Source organism: Amycolatopsis sp. WAC 01375 (genome assembly GCF_003947325.1).
Taxonomy (GTDB): domain Bacteria; phylum Actinomycetota; class Actinomycetes; order Mycobacteriales; family Pseudonocardiaceae; genus Amycolatopsis.
Window position 1 is genome coordinate 16844 of the sequence record NZ_QHHW01000053.1, and the last position, 16206, is coordinate 33049.

19 protein-coding genes are annotated in these 16206 nt (G+C 68.7%); 11 read left to right on the forward strand and 8 right to left on the reverse strand.

What is annotated here, in order from left to right:
- Nucleotides 1–127 precede the first annotated feature (127 nt).
- Nucleotides 128–490: a hypothetical protein gene (locus DL991_RS34500; RefSeq protein WP_125788553.1), complete on the forward strand. Its 363-nt coding sequence runs from the start codon at nt 128–130 to the stop codon at nt 488–490.
- A 450-nt stretch (nt 491–940) separates the two neighbouring features.
- The gene (locus tag DL991_RS34505; protein ID WP_233599168.1) at nt 941–2500 is read left to right on the forward strand and encodes an MFS transporter; all 1560 of its coding nucleotides are present in this window, start codon (nt 941–943) and stop codon (nt 2498–2500) included.
- A 17-nt stretch (nt 2501–2517) separates the two neighbouring features.
- Here DL991_RS34505 and DL991_RS34510 read toward each other — a convergent pair whose 3' ends face one another.
- Nucleotides 2518–3723: an alkaline phosphatase gene (locus DL991_RS34510; protein WP_125788554.1), complete on the reverse strand. Its 1206-nt coding sequence runs from the start codon at nt 3721–3723 to the stop codon at nt 2518–2520.
- Nucleotides 3724–3934: 211 nt separating this feature from the next.
- Between DL991_RS34510 and DL991_RS34515 the strand changes: the two genes are divergently transcribed.
- From DL991_RS34515 to DL991_RS34530, 5 genes are read left to right on the forward strand one after another with little or no spacing between them, the layout of a single operon-like run.
- Nucleotides 3935–4399, forward strand: a complete 465-nt coding sequence (locus DL991_RS34515; protein WP_125788555.1) for an Asp23/Gls24 family envelope stress response protein — start codon at nt 3935–3937, stop codon at nt 4397–4399.
- 40 nt (nt 4400–4439) lie between these two features.
- Nucleotides 4440–4616, forward strand: a complete 177-nt coding sequence (locus DL991_RS43105; protein ID WP_037321503.1) for a hypothetical protein — start codon at nt 4440–4442, stop codon at nt 4614–4616.
- A 5-nt stretch (nt 4617–4621) separates the two neighbouring features.
- Nucleotides 4622–5008: an Asp23/Gls24 family envelope stress response protein gene (locus DL991_RS34520; RefSeq protein ID WP_125788556.1), complete on the forward strand. Its 387-nt coding sequence runs from the start codon at nt 4622–4624 to the stop codon at nt 5006–5008.
- Nucleotides 5005–5532: a DUF6286 domain-containing protein gene (locus DL991_RS34525; protein ID WP_125788557.1), complete on the forward strand. Its 528-nt coding sequence runs from the start codon at nt 5005–5007 to the stop codon at nt 5530–5532. The genes DL991_RS34520 and DL991_RS34525 overlap by 4 nt, the downstream gene beginning before the upstream one ends.
- Nucleotides 5529–6095 carry an alkaline shock response membrane anchor protein AmaP gene (locus DL991_RS34530; protein WP_125788558.1) on the forward strand — a complete coding sequence of 189 codons (567 nt, stop codon included), beginning with the start codon at nt 5529–5531 and terminating at the stop codon, nt 6093–6095. The genes DL991_RS34525 and DL991_RS34530 overlap by 4 nt, the downstream gene beginning before the upstream one ends.
- A gap of 53 nt (nt 6096–6148) precedes the next feature.
- Here DL991_RS34530 and DL991_RS34535 read toward each other — a convergent pair whose 3' ends face one another.
- The 3 genes from DL991_RS34535 to DL991_RS34545 all read right to left on the reverse strand — a co-directional run bounded on the left by DL991_RS34535 (nt 6149) and on the right by DL991_RS34545 (nt 8030).
- Nucleotides 6149–6865 carry an anti-sigma factor domain-containing protein gene (locus tag DL991_RS34535; RefSeq protein ID WP_125788559.1) on the reverse strand — a complete coding sequence of 239 codons (717 nt, stop codon included), beginning with the start codon at nt 6863–6865 and terminating at the stop codon, nt 6149–6151.
- Nucleotides 6862–7458, reverse strand: coding sequence for an ECF RNA polymerase sigma factor SigK (gene sigK / locus DL991_RS34540; protein ID WP_125788560.1), 597 nt, complete (start codon nt 7456–7458; stop codon nt 6862–6864). The genes DL991_RS34535 and sigK overlap by 4 nt, the downstream gene beginning before the upstream one ends.
- A gap of 116 nt (nt 7459–7574) precedes the next feature.
- Complete coding sequence (locus DL991_RS34545; RefSeq protein ID WP_125788561.1) at nt 7575–8030, reverse strand: MarR family winged helix-turn-helix transcriptional regulator; 456 nt, start codon at nt 8028–8030, stop codon at nt 7575–7577.
- A gap of 87 nt (nt 8031–8117) precedes the next feature.
- Between DL991_RS34545 and DL991_RS34550 the strand changes: the two genes are divergently transcribed.
- Complete coding sequence (locus DL991_RS34550) at nt 8118–9224, forward strand: cytochrome P450 (RefSeq protein WP_125788562.1); 1107 nt, start codon at nt 8118–8120, stop codon at nt 9222–9224.
- Between the two features lie 47 nt (nt 9225–9271).
- Here DL991_RS34550 and DL991_RS34555 read toward each other — a convergent pair whose 3' ends face one another.
- Together DL991_RS34555 and DL991_RS34560 are read right to left on the reverse strand one after the other, a co-directional pair.
- On the reverse strand, nt 9272–9478 hold the full coding sequence (locus DL991_RS34555; protein ID WP_125788563.1) for a CsbD family protein: 207 nt from the start codon (nt 9476–9478) through the stop codon (nt 9272–9274).
- A gap of 178 nt (nt 9479–9656) precedes the next feature.
- Nucleotides 9657–10157 carry an ATP-binding protein gene (locus DL991_RS34560; RefSeq protein ID WP_125788623.1) on the reverse strand — a complete coding sequence of 167 codons (501 nt, stop codon included), beginning with the start codon at nt 10155–10157 and terminating at the stop codon, nt 9657–9659.
- 149 nt (nt 10158–10306) lie between these two features.
- Here DL991_RS34560 and DL991_RS34565 point away from each other — a divergent pair, with 149 nt between their 5' ends.
- Together DL991_RS34565 and DL991_RS34570 are read left to right on the forward strand one after the other, a co-directional pair.
- On the forward strand, nt 10307–10918 hold the full coding sequence (locus DL991_RS34565; protein ID WP_125788564.1) for a LysE family translocator: 612 nt from the start codon (nt 10307–10309) through the stop codon (nt 10916–10918).
- Between the two features lie 11 nt (nt 10919–10929).
- Entirely contained in the window at nt 10930–11577 is a 648-nt protein-coding gene (locus DL991_RS34570; protein ID WP_125788565.1) for a B3/4 domain-containing protein, read from the forward strand.
- Here the strand turns inward: DL991_RS34570 and DL991_RS34575 are convergent.
- Together DL991_RS34575 and DL991_RS34580 are read right to left on the reverse strand one after the other, a co-directional pair.
- Entirely contained in the window at nt 11564–12493 is a 930-nt protein-coding gene (locus DL991_RS34575; RefSeq protein ID WP_125788566.1) for a Ku protein, read from the reverse strand. The genes DL991_RS34570 and DL991_RS34575 overlap by 14 nt on opposite strands.
- A 58-nt stretch (nt 12494–12551) precedes the next feature.
- Nucleotides 12552–12830: a YggT family protein gene (locus DL991_RS34580; RefSeq protein ID WP_125788567.1), complete on the reverse strand. Its 279-nt coding sequence runs from the start codon at nt 12828–12830 to the stop codon at nt 12552–12554.
- A gap of 430 nt (nt 12831–13260) precedes the next feature.
- Here DL991_RS34580 and DL991_RS34585 point away from each other — a divergent pair, with 430 nt between their 5' ends.
- Nucleotides 13261–16173 (forward strand): BTAD domain-containing putative transcriptional regulator, encoded by a 2913-nt coding sequence (locus DL991_RS34585; RefSeq protein ID WP_125788568.1) that lies wholly within the window; start codon nt 13261–13263, stop codon nt 16171–16173.
- Nucleotides 16174–16206: the final 33 nt, after the last annotated feature.

The window sequence follows — 16206 nt, forward strand, 5'->3', positions numbered from 1 at the left end:
AGAGGTCAACGCGATGACCGGTGCGGTCCGTCACAAACGTTGCCCCGGTGAGCACCGAGTCCCCGGGCACCACCTAGCAGAAGTCGCCTCCGTCCGAACTGTCGGACCTGTCGAGGACACTCCGCCCATGAGCTACCACCTCGCCGTCTGGGAAGGGCCCCGTCCCGCCGACCACAAAGCCGCACACACAACCTTCGATACCCTCCACAGCGAGCACATGGGAGGACTACGCACTCCACCGACCATATTGATCCAGCACTACATCGGCGCATTGGTGGCACGCCGGCCCGATCTCGACCCAGACGCCGAGGACGACGAAGATGACGTCCCTTGGTCGGACGGACCACTGATCAACAACGCCAGCGGCCCACTGTTCTACTTCGGCATGGTCTACAGCAAGTACGAGCAAGCCGCGAGATTCGCCGTCGAGCGTGCCCTCGCACTGGAGCTGGTCTGCTTCGATCCACAGGAACGGCGTCTCGTCGCCTGACGAACCGGAGGGACCGGACCGGCGCCGCAGGGCACCCCTACCTGGTTATCGAGGGGTAAGTCGAATGTGTCGTGGCGGGGGCCAGGTGTCGCTCCTGCGTACGCGTTCTCCTGGTAGTGAAGGCCTCCTTGCCTACTCTGACGGTAGTGAAGGAGGCTTTCGCTACCGTCAGATGTGATCCCTGGTGACAGTGGGACGGCTGTGACCTCGGCGGCCGGTCGTGAAGCAAGGCGTGACTCGCGCGCCTGGATACCGCACTCACGAAGGCATGAAATCCCTCAAATGACAAATCATCCCGAGGGCACAGAATTGTTCATTCCGCAAACCCAGCCGAAGGCATACAATTCAATCAACCGCAACAGTATCGCCAATAAAAACCATATTTGACAGCGTCGCGGAGTTTGCTTATGGTCGCTCGAGTTCCCGCCGATCGATATCCGAAGGTGCTCATTGACCACGCCTGCGACGCTGCCGAAATTCAGGCAGCGGTTGATTCTCGCCGTTCTCATGTTGTGTTCGCTGCTGATTTGGCTGGACAACACCGTCCTGAGTACGACGCTGGAAACCCTCGCGGACCCGGTCCGCGGGCTGGGGGCCGATCCCGGTGAACTGCAATGGGCCACCGGTTCGTACACGCTGGCCTTCGCCACCTTGATGTTCACCGCGGGCGCTTTGGGCGATCGTTTCGGTCACCGGACGGTGTTTTCCAGCGGGTTGGCGGTCTTCGCCGGATCCTCGCTGTGGGCGGCGTACGCGAGCGATGCGGGCCAGCTGATCGCGGCCCGGGCTGTGATGGGGGTGGGCAGCGCGCTGATCACGCCCGCCATGCTGGCCATCCTCATGTGGACCTTCACCGGCCCCGCCCGCGCTGCCGCGATCGGCGTTTTCTCGACGTCGGCCGGTGTCGGAATGGCCGCGGGCCCGGTGCTGGCGGGGTTCCTGCTCGATCATTTCCGGTGGGGCTCGGTCTTTTTGATCAATGTCCCGGTCTCGGTGCTGGCGTTCGCCGGGCTCGCCGTGCTGGTTCCGAATTTCCGCAGCCCCACTCCGCGGCCGTTGGACCCCGCCGGAATGGTGCTGTCGGCCGGCGGACTCGTGGCATTGTCCTACGGGCTGATCCGGGCGGGGCAGGTGACCGCGTGGAGTCGTGCCGACGTCTGGGCGCCGATCGTTCTCGGTCTGGTTCTGCTGGCCGTTTTCGTACTCGTCGAACTGCGAGCCAAGGTGCCCGGCTTCGACCCGAGGCTGCTCGCGCGACGCGCGTTCGGCGGCGGCAATGTGGCCCTCGGATTACTGCTCTTCGCCGTGGCCGCGATCACCTTCTACAACGCCTTCTACCTCCAAGGCGCGCTCGGATTCTCACCGATGAAAGCGGGTCTGGCCAATGTCCCGACCGCTCTCGGCGCGCTCGCCGGGGCACCCCTCGCCACCCGCCTGGTCCGCCGCCTGTCGCTACGCCTTGTCACCGTGCCCGCGCTGACGATGGCCGCGCTGACGATGGCCGGATACGGGTTCCTCGGGCTGCACACCCCACTCGTCTGGATCGAAATCCTGTTGCTCGTTCAGGGTCTCTCGATCGGCATGGTGATCGGCCCCGTCACGGCCGCGTTGATCGGCGACCTGCCGTTGGACCAGGCCGGTGCGGGGTCCGCCGTCACCAACACGGTGCGGCAAACCGGCAGCGTGCTCGGAATCGCGGTCGGCGGCACGATCATGTCGGTCGTGTACCGGCGGGCGATCGAACCTTCGCTGGCGGACGCACCCGGCCCGGTGCGGGATCAGGCGCGGGTGTCCGCCGAACAGGCCCGCCACGTCGCCACCGCCGTCGACCGGCCCACGCTTGCGCGGGCCGCCGACGACGCGTTCATTCATGCCATGCACGTCGGCGCGGGCTGGATCGCGGTCGCCACCCTCCTCGGCGCGGCCGTACTCATGGCCACGTTGCCTGCCACCGGAAAGAAGAAGGACCCGATCGAATCGGCGACACCGGCATCGGTGCGGGCCGGCTGACCGTCAGGGATCCCCGCTCAAAGGCCGCTCGCCGCCCGCATCACCCAGTGCACGTCGGTGTTCTCGACCGTGCCGCCGAGACGGGTGGCGCCGGGGCCTTCGGCGGTGACCGGGGTGTCGGAGCCGGTGTGGTCGTGGGTCGTCCAGTCCACAGTGAACTTGAGCTTCGAGCCCGGCACGTCGAACGGACCGTCCTGATCCGGATCGGTGTCGGAGGGGTCGTGGTTCTCGATGGACAGTCCGCCGGTCTCGTGGTCGCCGCCGATGATCACCAGCGTGTCGGGGTGCGTGCGGACGAACCGCATCACCTCGGCGACGGTGGCGTCGAGCGCGCGGCCCGCGTCGATCACGCCGTGCGCGTTGTTCTCATGCGACATCCCGTCGGTTCCCTCTTCTTCGAGGAAGAGGAAGAAGCCGCGCGGGTTCTTCGACAGGGTGTCCAGCGCCTTGCGCGCCATCTGCTGGAGCGGCACCCGCGGCGCGTACTTCCCGACGCCGTCCGGGCCGTAATCGACCATGTCCTCGTTCGCGAACAGGCCGAGGATCCGGTTCGCCCGCGTATTCCGCAGTTCGTCGCCGTCACGCACGTAGGTGTAGCCGGTTCGCTGCGCGCGTTCGACGAGGTTGCCGTAAGGACTGCGGCTCTCCTCCCCCGGCTTGTCCGGCCACAGCCCGGGGTTCCCCTTCGGATACCACCAGTCCTCGCCGCCGCCGAGCAGGACGTCCGGGCGGCTGTTCTCGATGTACTGCTTCGCGATGTCGCTCTGCGAGTCCCTGCTGGGCACGTGCGCCGCGAAGGCCGCCGGCGAGGCGCCTGTCACCTGCGCGGTGGTGACCAGGCCGGTCGACTTCCCCGCCCGCTTCGCCCGTTCGAGGATCGTTTCCAGCGGTCGGCCGTGGGCGTCCACGCCGACGGCGCCGTTACGCGTCTTGTGCCCGGTCGCGAGGGCGGTGGCCGCCGCGGCCGAGTCGGTCACGATCTCGTCGGGATCGTCGGACGACGTCCGCACGAGACCGGTGGCCGCGAGCCCGTCCATCGCCAGCTTGCCGTGCTTGCCCTTGAGCGCCAGGCGGAGCAGGTCGCGCTGGCCAAGCCCGAGACCGTCGCCCTGGATGTAGATGATGTTGCGCGCCGTCCGCGCCGCCGTCGTCTCCGCGACGGCGGCCGAGCCGCTGCACAGGACCACCAGAACCGTCGCCGCCGCCAGTCCACGTCCGCGCACATCGCCTCCAGTTAGTTAGGAACCTTTCCTAACAGAGATGCCCCGCGAAGACCAGAGGTCCCTTCAGCCGCGCGACCAAGACATACCCACGGAGGGTGAGATCCAGACCACACGATCAGGTCGTGACGATCTTCGCGCCGCTGGGTCTATGGAGTGTGGAAGTGAAGAACTTCCACCGCAGGCAACGGAAACCGAACTTCAGGAGAGCGCGATGACGAACACCGCCACCACGGCCAAGCCGAACTCGAACTCCGCCGCCCCCACCGAGAACAGCGCCCTGGTCTCCACGCAGGGCGTGACCACGATCGCCGACACCGTCGTGCAGAAGGTCGCCGGCCTCGCGACCCGCGAGATCACCGGTGTCCACGCGCTCGGCGGCGGCGCCGTGCGGGCGTTCAACGCGCTGCGCGAGCGCATCCCGGGCGCCACCGCGTCCGCCGGGCAGGGTGTCTCCGTCGAGGTCGGCGAACGCCAGGCCGCGGTCGACCTGCAGATCGTCGTCGAATACGGCGTCGCGATCGCGGATCTCGCCAAATCGGTGCGCCGCAACGTGATCGGCGCGGTCGAGCAGATGACCGGGCTCGAGGTCGTCGAGGTCAACATCAACGTGTCCGACGTGCACATCCCGGGCGACGACGACGCCGACGAGACCACCGAATCCGGCCGCGTCCAGTGACCACCGGCGCCGTCCGCGCCCCACAGCAAGGAGAACGTTCATGAACGCCACCCATCTCGGCCTGTTGACCGGTCTCGTGCTCGGCGTGGCCGGCGCGTTCGGCGGCTTCGGCGCCTTCCTCGTCGTGCTCGTCCTCGCCGCCCTCGGCCTGCTGGTCGGCCGGTTCCTCGACGGCAAGCTCGACCTTTCGGCCCTGGCCGGCCGCGACAGGGGCTGATCGCCATGACGACCATGACCGCCGCCGCGCCGGAAACGGACGGGCGCGGCGGCCTGACCGTCGCCGGCGGTGCCGTCGAGCGGATCGCCGCACGGGCGATCACCGAGCTCGACGGCATCGGCGGCGCGGCCTCCCGGGTGCTCGGGATCGCCGTCGGCGGCGAAGACCTCGACCAGGGCGCCAAGGTGAGCGCGCACGTCACCGGCTCGGCGACCACTTTGGACGTCCGGCTCTCGGTGAAGTACCCGCTTTCGGTCCGCGCCACCACCGAAACCGCGCGAGAGCATCTGATCCGCCGCGTCGGCGAGCTCTCGGGCCTGACCGTCACCCGGGTCGACATCACCGTGACGGCCTTGCATTCCACCGAGACCGAAACGAGGAGGGTCCGATGAAACGGCGCCCCCGCCGCAGCGTCCCGGCCGTGCTCGTCGCACTCGTGGTGCTCGCCGGATGTGTCCTCGCCGCCACCGTCGCGGTGCAGACGATCCTCGGGGAGAACCCGTGGATCCGCTACGACGCCGTCGCGTCCGCGCTGCACGGACTCCGGTGGAGTGATCCGCTGCCGGCGATCGCCGGCGGTGTGGTCGCGCTGCTCGGCCTGGTGCTCCTCGTGAGCGCGATCGTCCCGGGGAAGCCGACCGTGCTGCCACTCGAAGGCGACCCGGACTCCGGCGCCTCACGGCGCAGCTACCGGTCGACCCTGCGCACCGCCGCGTCCACTGTGGACGGTGTTTCGGCGGCGAAGCTGAAGGTCAAGCGGCGCGGGATCGTCTCGGTGGTGACCACCGGCAGGACGAACACCGCGGGACTCGCCGACGCCGTCCGCGCCGCCATCGAGCACCGTCTCGCCCAGATCGGCCCGGCCACCGTCCCGGCCGTGCGGGTCCGGGTCAAGGCCACCAGGAGCACGTCATGACCGACCTCAACCGTCCCGCCCGGCTGAACCGCACCCTGCTGGTGCTGACCGGGCTCGTGCTGCTCGCCGGTGGCGTGTTCGCCGTCGGCACCCATTTCGGCCGGATCCCGCCGCTCGACCCCGGCGCCACGCTCGTCCCCGGTACGGCGACGCCACCCGGATGGGTCTGGTACGCCGTCGCCGGTGGCGCGGTGGTCGTCGGCCTGCTGGTGCTGCGGTGGCTCATCGCGCAGCCCGTCCGCAAACCGAAGTCCCACACCTGGCGCTTCGGCCAGGACACCGGCCAGACCACGCTGGCCGCGAGCACCGCGGTCGACCCGTTCACCGCGGAGGTCGCGACCTACCCCGGCGTCCACGCCGCGCACGCGACGCTCGGCGGCACCCAGGACGCGCCGGTGCTGGCCGTGGTGCTGAGCGCCGAACAGGACGGCGACCTGGCCGCCATCCGCGAGCGGATCACCAGTGAGGGCCTGCCGAGGCTGCGCCAGGCACTCGATCTCGACGAGCTCCCGACGACCATCGAGTTCCGCTTCTCCGCGAAGGCCGGCTCCCGCATCCAGTGATCCGCCCCCGATCACGCGAGTTACGCCTCTGATCACGCATGATCCCCCTCCGGTCACGTCCCGAGGGGGATCATCGCGACGGCGGGGGTGGACGGTGTCCGCGAACCTCCGGCGGGTTCCGCGGTGATGCCGACCCTGTCGATCCCGCCGGGCAGCTCGGCGAGGACCGGAAGAGTCCGATGTGGACCGTCCTGCGCCAGCAGCCCGGCCGAATGCACGCCGCTCGCGCCGAGAAGCCAGACCTGGTACGCCTTGCCCGGAGCCAGCGGCGGCAGATCACCCGCCAGCACGACGATCTTGCCGTGGCTCCGCGAAGTCACCACCGTGGTCGTCCCGGGTTCGGCCCCCTTGGCCGTCGAGGCGTCGGGGGCGGTGAGCACCGCGTTCACCGAGGCGAGCCGCTGTTGCGCGGGATCGGTCCCCGGCTCGGTGTTCGTGGTGACCAGGCCGAACACCAGCGCTCCGGCGGCGGCCGCCGCGGCACCCCAAAGGGCGATCCTCGTCTTCAAAGGCCCGTCTCGACGTGCGACAGCGACCAGTGGAGGCCATTGACGGGTTCCAACGACCTGCGTGAGCGTCGCCTCCCGCAGCCTCGCCGGTGGCGCGATGCCGATCGCCGCCCCCAACCGCGCCGCGGTCTCCCGGAGCTCCCGGACTTCCTGGCCGCACGAGGGACAACCCCGCAGGTGCCGCTTGAACGCCGCGGCCTCCTCCTCCGGGACGGCGTCCAGGGCGTAGGCCCCGGTCAGCGTGTGCAGTTCCGCCGTCATTGCCCGACCCCCAAGCAGTCACGCAGCCGGATCAGGCCGTCGCGGATGCGGGTCTTCACCGTGCCGGGCGCGGTCTTGAGCACTTCCGCGACTTCCGGGTAGGTGTAACCGTTGTAGTAGGCCAGCACCACCGATTCCCGTTGCAGGTCGGTCAGCGCGGTCAGGCATTGGCGCACCCGTTGCTGCTCGAGATTACTGATCGTCGATTCGGCGACCTCGTCGAACGGGCGCCGGAAATCGAGTCTGCCCGCGCGGTCGTCCCGGTCGAGCGAGGCCTGATGCGAACGCACCCGGTCCACCGCCCGCCGGTGCGCGATGGTGAGCACCCAGGCCAGCGTGCTCCCCTTGCCCGGTTTGAACCGCGCCGCCGTCCGCCACACCTCCACCAGGACCTCTTGGGTGACCTCTTCGGCGAACGTGCCGTTGCGGACGACCCTGTTCACCACTCCCCACACCGGTCCCGCGACGACGTCGTACAGGTCGGCGAACGCCTGTTCGTCTCCTGCCGCGACCCGTTGCATCAGGCTCGTTTCGGCAGGCTCCGTCCCGGTGCCGCCGCTTCCACGCGGACTCGTCCGTACACCCTCGACCATCAAGCTGCCTCCACCTCACCCGACGCCCGGCTACGCGGTTCCGTGGCGTCAGGGAGGGATTCGGCACCGAGGGCGTCGCGGACTGGTCGAGTGGGTGAGAACACTCGAATGGGGTCTTACCCCTGCTCTTCGAGCACCTTGTCCATTGTGGACCGCAGATGCCGCAGAAAGCCCTCGAACCGTTCGATCTCCTCCGCCGGGTACTCCGCGACCAGCGCCGCGAGCCCGGCACTGAACGGGCCGAAGAACTCCCGCGCGGGACCTTGGATATCGGGGCCGCTGCGCAAGGTCACCACCCGCCGGTCGGTGTTCTCCCGGGTGCGCACCACGTAGCCGAGCTTCTCCAGGCGGTTCAGCAGGTTCGTGGTCGCGCCGGAGGTCAGCGAGATGCGTTCGCCGAGCCGGGCCGGGGACAGCGGCGAGCCGGTGTCTTCGGCGTAGAGGATCTCCACCAGCGCGGCGGCGTCGGTGGCGTGCAGGCCGAGCCAGTTCGCGAAACGCCGGGTGAACTCGGTGTAATTCGCCCCGAAGCTCCGGAGACCGTCCAGCAACGACGTGACGCGATCCTCCATCAGCCCTCCTCGACTCAGGTGCTTTGACAACCTACCGGTCGCAAATATACCTTCATCGTGAAGCTACTTTCTCATGAAGGAGTTCCCGTGCTCCCCGATCCGTTCGCCGCGAAGACCCGCGGCATCACCGAGCCCGATCCCGTCCGGCCCGCGCTGCGAGCCGCCGGCCCTCTCGTCGAAGTGGCCGCCCCCGAGGGCGGAAGCGCCTGGATCGTGACCGACGAGAAGCTGGCCCGTGCGGTCTTGTCGGACCCGCGCATCACCAAAGATCCCGCGCTGGCCCCCGAGGGGTGGACCGGACTCGAACAAACCGCCGCCGAACAGCCGTCACTCACCACACTGGACGGCCCGGACCACACGCTCTTGCGGCGAGCACACGCTCCTCTCCTGAGCGCCAAACGGATCCAAGCTCAGTCGGACCGGATCCACAAGATCGCGCACGCGCTGCTGACGGAACTCGGCGACGGAAACGTCGACCTCATGGACGGGTTCTCCACCCGTTTCCCGCTCACCGTGCTGCTCGACCTGCTCGGAATCCCGCTCCGGCTGCTCGACGCCGCCGTCGATGCCTGCCGCCGCATGTCCGACCCCGCACCGGGAGCCCAGGGCAAGGCCATCGCCGCGATCGCGGACCTCGCCGCCGAGGGGCTGACGCCGAACAGGAACGGGCTCGCGAAGGAACTGCGCGACAACCTCCCGCCCGAGACGTCCGAAGACGATCTGCGGTATCACCTGTTCGCGTTGATCTTCGCCGGGCAGCTGACCACCGACGCCTCGATCGGTTTCCTGATCTCACGGCTACTCGACGGGGACACCGCCCCCGAGGGCGCTCTGGTTCGCGAAACCCTCCGGGAGCATCCGCCCGCCCCGTTCACCCTCTGGCGGTTCACGACCACTGAGCTCGACCTCGCCGGGATCCGGCTCCCCGCCAAGGCGCCGGTGCTCGTCGACATCCAGGGCATCAACACCGACCCGGCCAGGAAACCCGGTCCGGATCTGACCTTCGGCGCGGGCCCGCATTTCTGCGTCGGCGCCCAGCTCGCGCAGCTCGAACTGCGGGCGGTCGCGACGGTCCTGCGCACGGACTTCCCCCGAGCCCGGCTCGCCGTGCCCCACGCCGAACTCCGGCAGACGTTCCTCGGCGGCATCCAGGGCACGCGGCTCACCAGCCTGCCGGTGCTGCTGCACGGCTGAAAGCGGGCCGGGGCGCGGAAAACCGCCGCCCCGGCCCGCGAGAGCCGCTACTTCTTGAAGGTGTCGCGGAGCTTGTCCGCCGCGTCGCCGACGGCGTCCTTCACGTCTTCGACGGCGCCCTTGAGACCGGCCTTCGCCTGGTCGGCCTGCCCTTCCGCACGCAGTTCCTCGTTGCCGGTGGCGTCGCCGGCGGCTTCCTTGGCCTTACCGCCGAACTCTTCGGCCTTGTTGCTGATCTTGTCGCCCAACGACATCGGGTCCTCCTCCGTCCGTGGCGCCCGGATCGTGCGCCTACCCGGTAGGACAAGCGAAGATCCAGATCGTCATGCGCACGGACGGGTGATCGCTCTCACGGGAGCAGTGAGGCCACGGCGGCACCGGCGTGTTCGTACTCGATCTCCAGGACCGGCGTGGCGGCGCGCTTCGTGCCCATCAGCCCGACCAGCCACTCAGCCGCGTCAAAAGCCGTTCCAGGACTTCGGGGTCGGCGCCGACGGGCGCGCCGGAGACAGGCTCGTCCACCAGGGTTCGGCGGTCGCCCCGCCGCGGCAGCTGGACCTGTCCGGCGGACAGGCCACCGGGCAGCGGCAACTCGCACCACGTGGTCACGCCGCCGGTCTTGCCCGGCGCCACCCCGGTCCGCTCACCAGGAGCGGGCGTGGGCGCGGGAAGCCCGTCCACGTCGTGGTCGACCTCGATGACCAGGACGTCCGAGCGCAACCGCAGTCTGAGCGTCAGGAACGGCGGCTCCTTCGGGTCGGCGACGTCGACGAGCGCGCCCACCAATCTGGCGGCGGCGGTCTTCGCCTGATCGAGCAACGGCCGCAAGGACCAGTCCGACAAGATGAGACGGACGAAAAGCTCGGAGCACAACACGGCATTCGGTTGTGCCACCAGCCGGAGGTCGTCCATCTGGGAAGTGCGCGCGCTCAAACCAAGGCCTTCCTCGTCGACGTGCGAGCGTGCATCATGCCACTCCATCCGGTGAAGCCTTCACGCCGCCTCACGCAAGCCTTTGGTCCAGTGGACCGGGCAGGCTTTGGCTCTGTTCACGGGGCCAAAGACCGCCCACAGTGATCGGCGTGAGCATCGCCTTCCTGATCACCACGCTGGTCGTGGTCGCCACGCCCGGCACCGGCGTGGTCTACACGCTTTCCGCCGGACTGGCCCGCGGCAGACGCGCGAGCGTCATCGCCGCGACCGCCTGCACCCTCGGCATCATCCCGCATATGGTCGCCGCGATCACCGGTCTCGCGGCACTGCTGCACGCGAGCGCGCTGGCGTTCGAGATCCTCAAGTACCTCGGCGTGGCGTACCTGCTCTACATGGCTTGGGCGACGCTGAGGGACCGGGAAGCGATCGTCGTGGAGGGCGATCCCGAACCCGCGTCAGCCCTGCGGACGATCACCTCCGGCGTGCTGATCAACGTCCTGAACCCGAAGCTGACACTGTTCTTCTTCGCGTTCCTGCCCCAATTCGTCCCGGCGGGCGAACCCGGTTCGATCCCCCGGATGCTGCTGCTGAGCGGGGTGTTCATGCTGGCGACGTTCGTGGTGTTCAGCGTGTACGGCATCCTCGCCGCCGGCGTGCGGCACCACGTTCTCTCACGGCCGCGCGTGCTCGCCTGGCTTCGGCGGATCTTCGCCGGTTCCTTCGCCGCGCTCGGCGTCAAACTCGCGTTCACCACCCAGTAGACAGGTCCAGCATGCGACTCCAGCACCACCCCGAGATCCACGCCGCTCACCCCGGCCTCGCCGTCGGCACCCTCCAGGCGGGCGGTATCACCCCGGAAATGCCGGTCGACCTGGAGAGGTTCGTCGAACGAGCGACACGACGGCTGGCTGATGGCCCGGAATCGGAGTTCCCCGAGATCCAAGCCTGGCGGCGGGCGTTCGCCAGGATGGGCTTGAAGCCGACGCAGTACCGCTGCGCGTCGGAGTCCCTGCTGCGCCGGCTGCGGAAAGAAGGCTCGCTCCCCCGGATCCATCCGGTGATCGACCTCTGCAACGCGGTTTCGGTCGCCTACGCCATTCCCGTCGCGGTGCTGGACGTCGCGAAGATCAGCGGCTCGCTGGAGGTCCGCCACGCGCGAGGCGATGAGAAGTACGTGACCTTCGCCGGCACGGTCGAACAGCCGAACCCCGGCGAGGTGATCTTCGCGGACGAGGACGGTCAAGCCCACGCGAGGCGGTGGACGAACCGGCAGAGCGGGCACTCGGCGGTCTCCGCGACGACGTCCGAAGTGCTGATCGTTTCCGAAGGGCTGCACCCGACCGCGGCCGAGGACGTCCGGCTGCTGATCGAGGCCATCTCGGGCGAACTGGCGACGGCGGGCATCGTCACGAGGCCTTGAGCGCCTTCTCCAGGCCGGCCCGTGTCATCTTCGACCGTCCCTTGATGTCCCGTTCCCGAGCCAGCTTCTCCAGGTCCGCCTTCGACAACGAAGAGAGATCTTGCTTCGCTGGAGGCTTCTTCGCCCCGGACTTCTTCTTGGCCTTCCCGCTCTCCACGCTCTTCGAAAGCGCCTCGAACAGGTCGACGACCTTCGTCGGCTCACCGGGTTCGGTGGCGGGCGTGATGGTGTCGCCCTTCTTCTTGGCCTTGATCAGCTCACGCACACGGTCGGTGTAGGTGTCGCGGTACTCCTCGGGCCGCCAGTCGCCGCTCATCGCGTCGATCAGGTTGACGGCCATGTCGAGTTCCTTGCCGCGCGCCCTCGCCTTGCTGGGGAGATCCGGCAACTGCTCGGCGGGATCCCGCAGGTCGGCGGCGAAATGCAGGGTGTTGAGCACCATGACGCCGTCGCCGGAACGGACCAGGGCCAGGTACTCGCGGCCACGCATGACGAACTTCGCGATCCCGGCCTTGCCCGACGAACTCATCGCCTCGAGCAGAAGCGCGTACGGGCGTTCGAACTCGTCCTTCGCGGGCGCGAGCCAATACGTCTTGTCGAAGAACATCGGGTCGATGGCGTCCAGCTCGACGAAACTCTCGATGTCGAGCGACTTCGACCGCCCGGGAGCGATCTCGTCGAGTTCCTCGGGTTCGACGACCACGTAGTCACCGCTGTCGAGCTCGTAACCCTTGACGATGTCGTCGTAGCCGACTTCCTTGCCGGTGCGCTCGTTCACCCGCCGGTACCGGATGCGGTCTTCGGTGCCGCGCTGGAACTGGCGGAAGTGCACCGTGTGGTCCTCGACCGCGCTGTACAACCGGATCGGCACCGTCACCAGACCGAGTGAAAGCGAACCGCTCCAGACCGGGCGCATGGGCACACTCCTCTCCTCCCGCCACCTGGTACCCGCGACGGCGGCGGATCACACCTGGTCAGAGGCTGAAAGCGAGGGACTGCAGGAGAACGACCCCGAGGAACACCAGGGTGAAGGCGAGATCGAACGCCACCCCGCCGGCCCGCACCGGCGGGAGAACACGGCGGACCGGCGCCAGCACGGGCTCGGTCAGCCGATGGGCGATCCCGCGCGCCCGGAAGGACCAGGCCGGCGGACGGGTGGCGAGGTTGACGGTCCAGTCCAGCACCATCCGGACGACGAGCACGATCAGGAACAGGGTGAGCAGGACGCCCACAAGATAGCCAAGAGCACTCATGACAGCACACTCCTCTTTGTTCCAGTGTGCCGTGCTCAGCTGGGAGCAACCTGTGATGGGAAAGGGCTACCAGGGCGGTTGGCCACCCCCAGTTCGAAGGCCAACCGCCGCGGAGCCCCTACACACGGTTCGGCGCGCTGCCCCGTCGCGCCGACCCGCCAGCTGATGTCTTCAGCTTTCCAAGGCCCTGCATCGGAATTACATCGGCTCTCCACCGCCGGGCATCCGCGCAGTTCAGGGGCCGCCGGGCGTAGAATCGAACCGGTTCCAGGGCAGCCGAGCGCGCGCCCGTTAGGCCGAATGCCGTACGGCGTGCCCCCGCGCCGACCTGGCTGGAGGCCGAAGCGGTGGGCTAGGGTGCCGATCAGCCGGCGAACGGACTGGAGGTAGTGCGTGAGCACGCTCACGGTCTCGGACGACATAGTCGCATATGACCGCTGATCGTTTACCCGATTCGGCGGGATCTCCCCGGACCGCCGCCCACAGCTCCCAACTCGGCTTCTCCGTTCTCGGCCCGCTCGAAGCCGAGGTCGACGGCGTCCCCGTCCGGCTCGGCGGGCGCCGTGAGCAGCGTCTTCTCGCCGCCCTGCTGATCAATGCGGGCAGGCTCGTCCCGGTGTCGTACCTGATCGGCACGATGTGGCCGGAAAATCCGCCGAAGACCGCCGTCCGCCAGGTCAGCAACGCGATCGCGCGGCTGCGGCACGACCTCGGCGTGGCCCGCTCCGCCGTGGTCACCACCGGCTCGGCGTACCGCGTCGTCCTCAGCAGCGCCTCGCTCGACTCGGTCCGCTTCGAAGCGGACTACAACCAGGGCGCCGAACTCCTGGCGGCCGGGCTGATCTCGCAGGCGGCCGTCAAACTCGCGGACGCGCTCTCGCTCTGGCGCGGCCCGGCCTTCGACGGACTCGAAGGCGAGGCCATCGAGCAGACGGCTCGACGGCTCGACGAAGAACGCCTCGCCGCCTGCGAGCTCCTGATCGGCGCCAGGCTCCGGCTCGGCGAGACGGAGGCGGCGGCCCGCGAGGCCCTCGACCTCGCCGCCTGGCATCCCACCCGCGAAACCCTCCAGTGCCTCACCATGCTGGCGCTCTACCGGGCGGGCCGCGGCGCCGACGCGCTCCGGACGTTCGACCGGACCAGGATCGCGCTCGCCGAGGAGCTCGGCGTCGACCCGAGCGCCGAACTGAGCGCGCTGCACCAGCAGATCCTGCGCGCCGACGCCGAACTGATGGAGGACGGCGCCCTCGTCCGGTATGGCGTCGGCGGGCTCCGGGCCGGGATGGACACCGTCGGGCGGCGTGAGAACGCGGACGCGCAGAAGGCGCTCTTCCCCCGCCCCGCGCAGCTTCCCGCGGACCTCCCCGCGTTCGGCGGCCGCGCCGCGGAACTGCGGAGCGTTCTCGAAATCGGCCAGGACGGCTCCTCCTCGGGGCCGCGGCTGATCGCGATCGACGGGATGCCCGGTGTCGGCAAGACCGCGCTGGCCGTCCACGCCGCGCACCGGCTCGCCCCGCTGTTCCCCGACGGGCAGCTGTTCGTGAACCTCGAAGGCTTCTCGCCGGCGGGTGATCCGGTCGACCCGGGGTCCGCGCTCGAAGCACTGTTGCGATCGTTCGGCATCCAGGGTTCGGACATCCCCGCCGGGACCGAGCAGCGCGCGGCGTTGTTCCGCAGTTGTCTCGCCGGCAAACGCGTGCTCCTGGTGCTGGACAACGCCATCGGGGCGACGCAGGTGAACCCGCTGCTGCCCGGTTCGGCGAGTTGCTGCGTGCTGATCACCAGCCGCACCCGGCTCGTGGACCTCGACGGCGCCGAACTGCTGTCCCTCGAACCGTTCACCCGGGCCGACGCGGTGGACCTGCTCGGCCGGATCGTCGGCCCCGCCCGGCTGAAGCGGGAATCCCCGGACGCGGCCGACCAGGTGGCGAGCCTGTGCGGCGACCTTCCGCTCGCGCTGGCGGTCACGGCGAGCAGGCTGCGCGCGCGGGCCTCGTGGACGCTCGACTTCGTCGCCAGGCAGCTGCGCGACGAGCGGAACCGGTTCGGCGAACTCACCGCGGGGGAACGCGACGTCGCGGGCGCTTTCCGGGTGTCCTATCTGAACTTGAGCGAAACCGAACGCCGGGTGTTCCGCCGGCTGAGCCACCATCCCGGTGCCGCTTTCGACCTCCATTCGACAGCGGCGCTGGCCGAAGTGGACCTCGGGAAGGCCCGCCGCCTCGCCGAACGCCTCGTCGACGTGAACCTCCTGCGCCAGCCGTCGATGGACCGGTACGAGATGCACGACCTCCTCCGCAGCTACGGTCGCGAACTCCTGCTCGCCGAGGAGCCCGAACACCAGCGCGAGGCGATGATGCGGCGGCTGTTCGACTACTACCGCAGCACCGTCGCGGCCGCGATGGACTTCATCGACCCGGATTCCGAAGAGGAGCCGGGCGGCCTCGAGGTCCCGAAGAGCGAGTACGGACAGTCCTTCGCGGACTACGACCAGGCCGCGCACTGGATGGACGCCCAATGGCAGAACGTGCTGCCGGTGGCCGTCGCGATGAACAACCACCAGCACTATTCGGACCTCGTGCCGTTCTGCTCGGCGGTGTGGCGCTATTTCGACAACCGCGGCTACTACCGGCAGGCCAGGGAGCTGGAGACCCTCGCCCTGTCCGCCGCGCGGGTCACCGGGAACGTGGTCCTCGAGTACCAGGCCCTGCACATGTACGCGCTGACCCTGTGGCGGCTCAACGAGTTCACCGAAGCGAACAGGCTGTTCAACGAGGTGTTCGCACTGGCCGCGACCACCGGCGACGTCCGGATGCAGTGCCGGGCCAGGGGCAACTCGGGGGTCACCCACTGGCTCAAAGGCGAGTCGGACGAGGCGATCGAACACCTCGGCTGGGTCCGCGAGACCGCCCACGCCCACGGCAGCGTGCTCATCGAAGCCCGCGCCAGGCACCGGATCGGGCTGATCCACACCGAGAACAGGCGCTATCCCGAAGCCGCCGAGGAACTCGACGAGGCGCTGAGACTCGCGCAAGAGAACGAATCACCCGATCTCGAGGCGGAATGCTATCTCGCTCTCGGTATCAATTCGCGTGCACTCGGCGATGCCGCACTCGCGGTCGCCCAGTTCACCACCGCGGTGGAAGTGCTCGAATCGACCGGTAATCGCAGCATGCTGCCCATCGCCCACAAGGAGATGGCGGCGGCGTTCGACATTCTCGGTAAGCGACTGAATGCGGAACGTCATCGCCGCTTCGCATTGCGCTTGTACACCGATCTCGGCATTTCCGAGTCGTCAGAGGTGCGCGAACTCAAGCAGCACCTGACTGATTACTCGGCGTAATTAGTCGTTCCGCTCCGGTACTCTGTTGGCGTA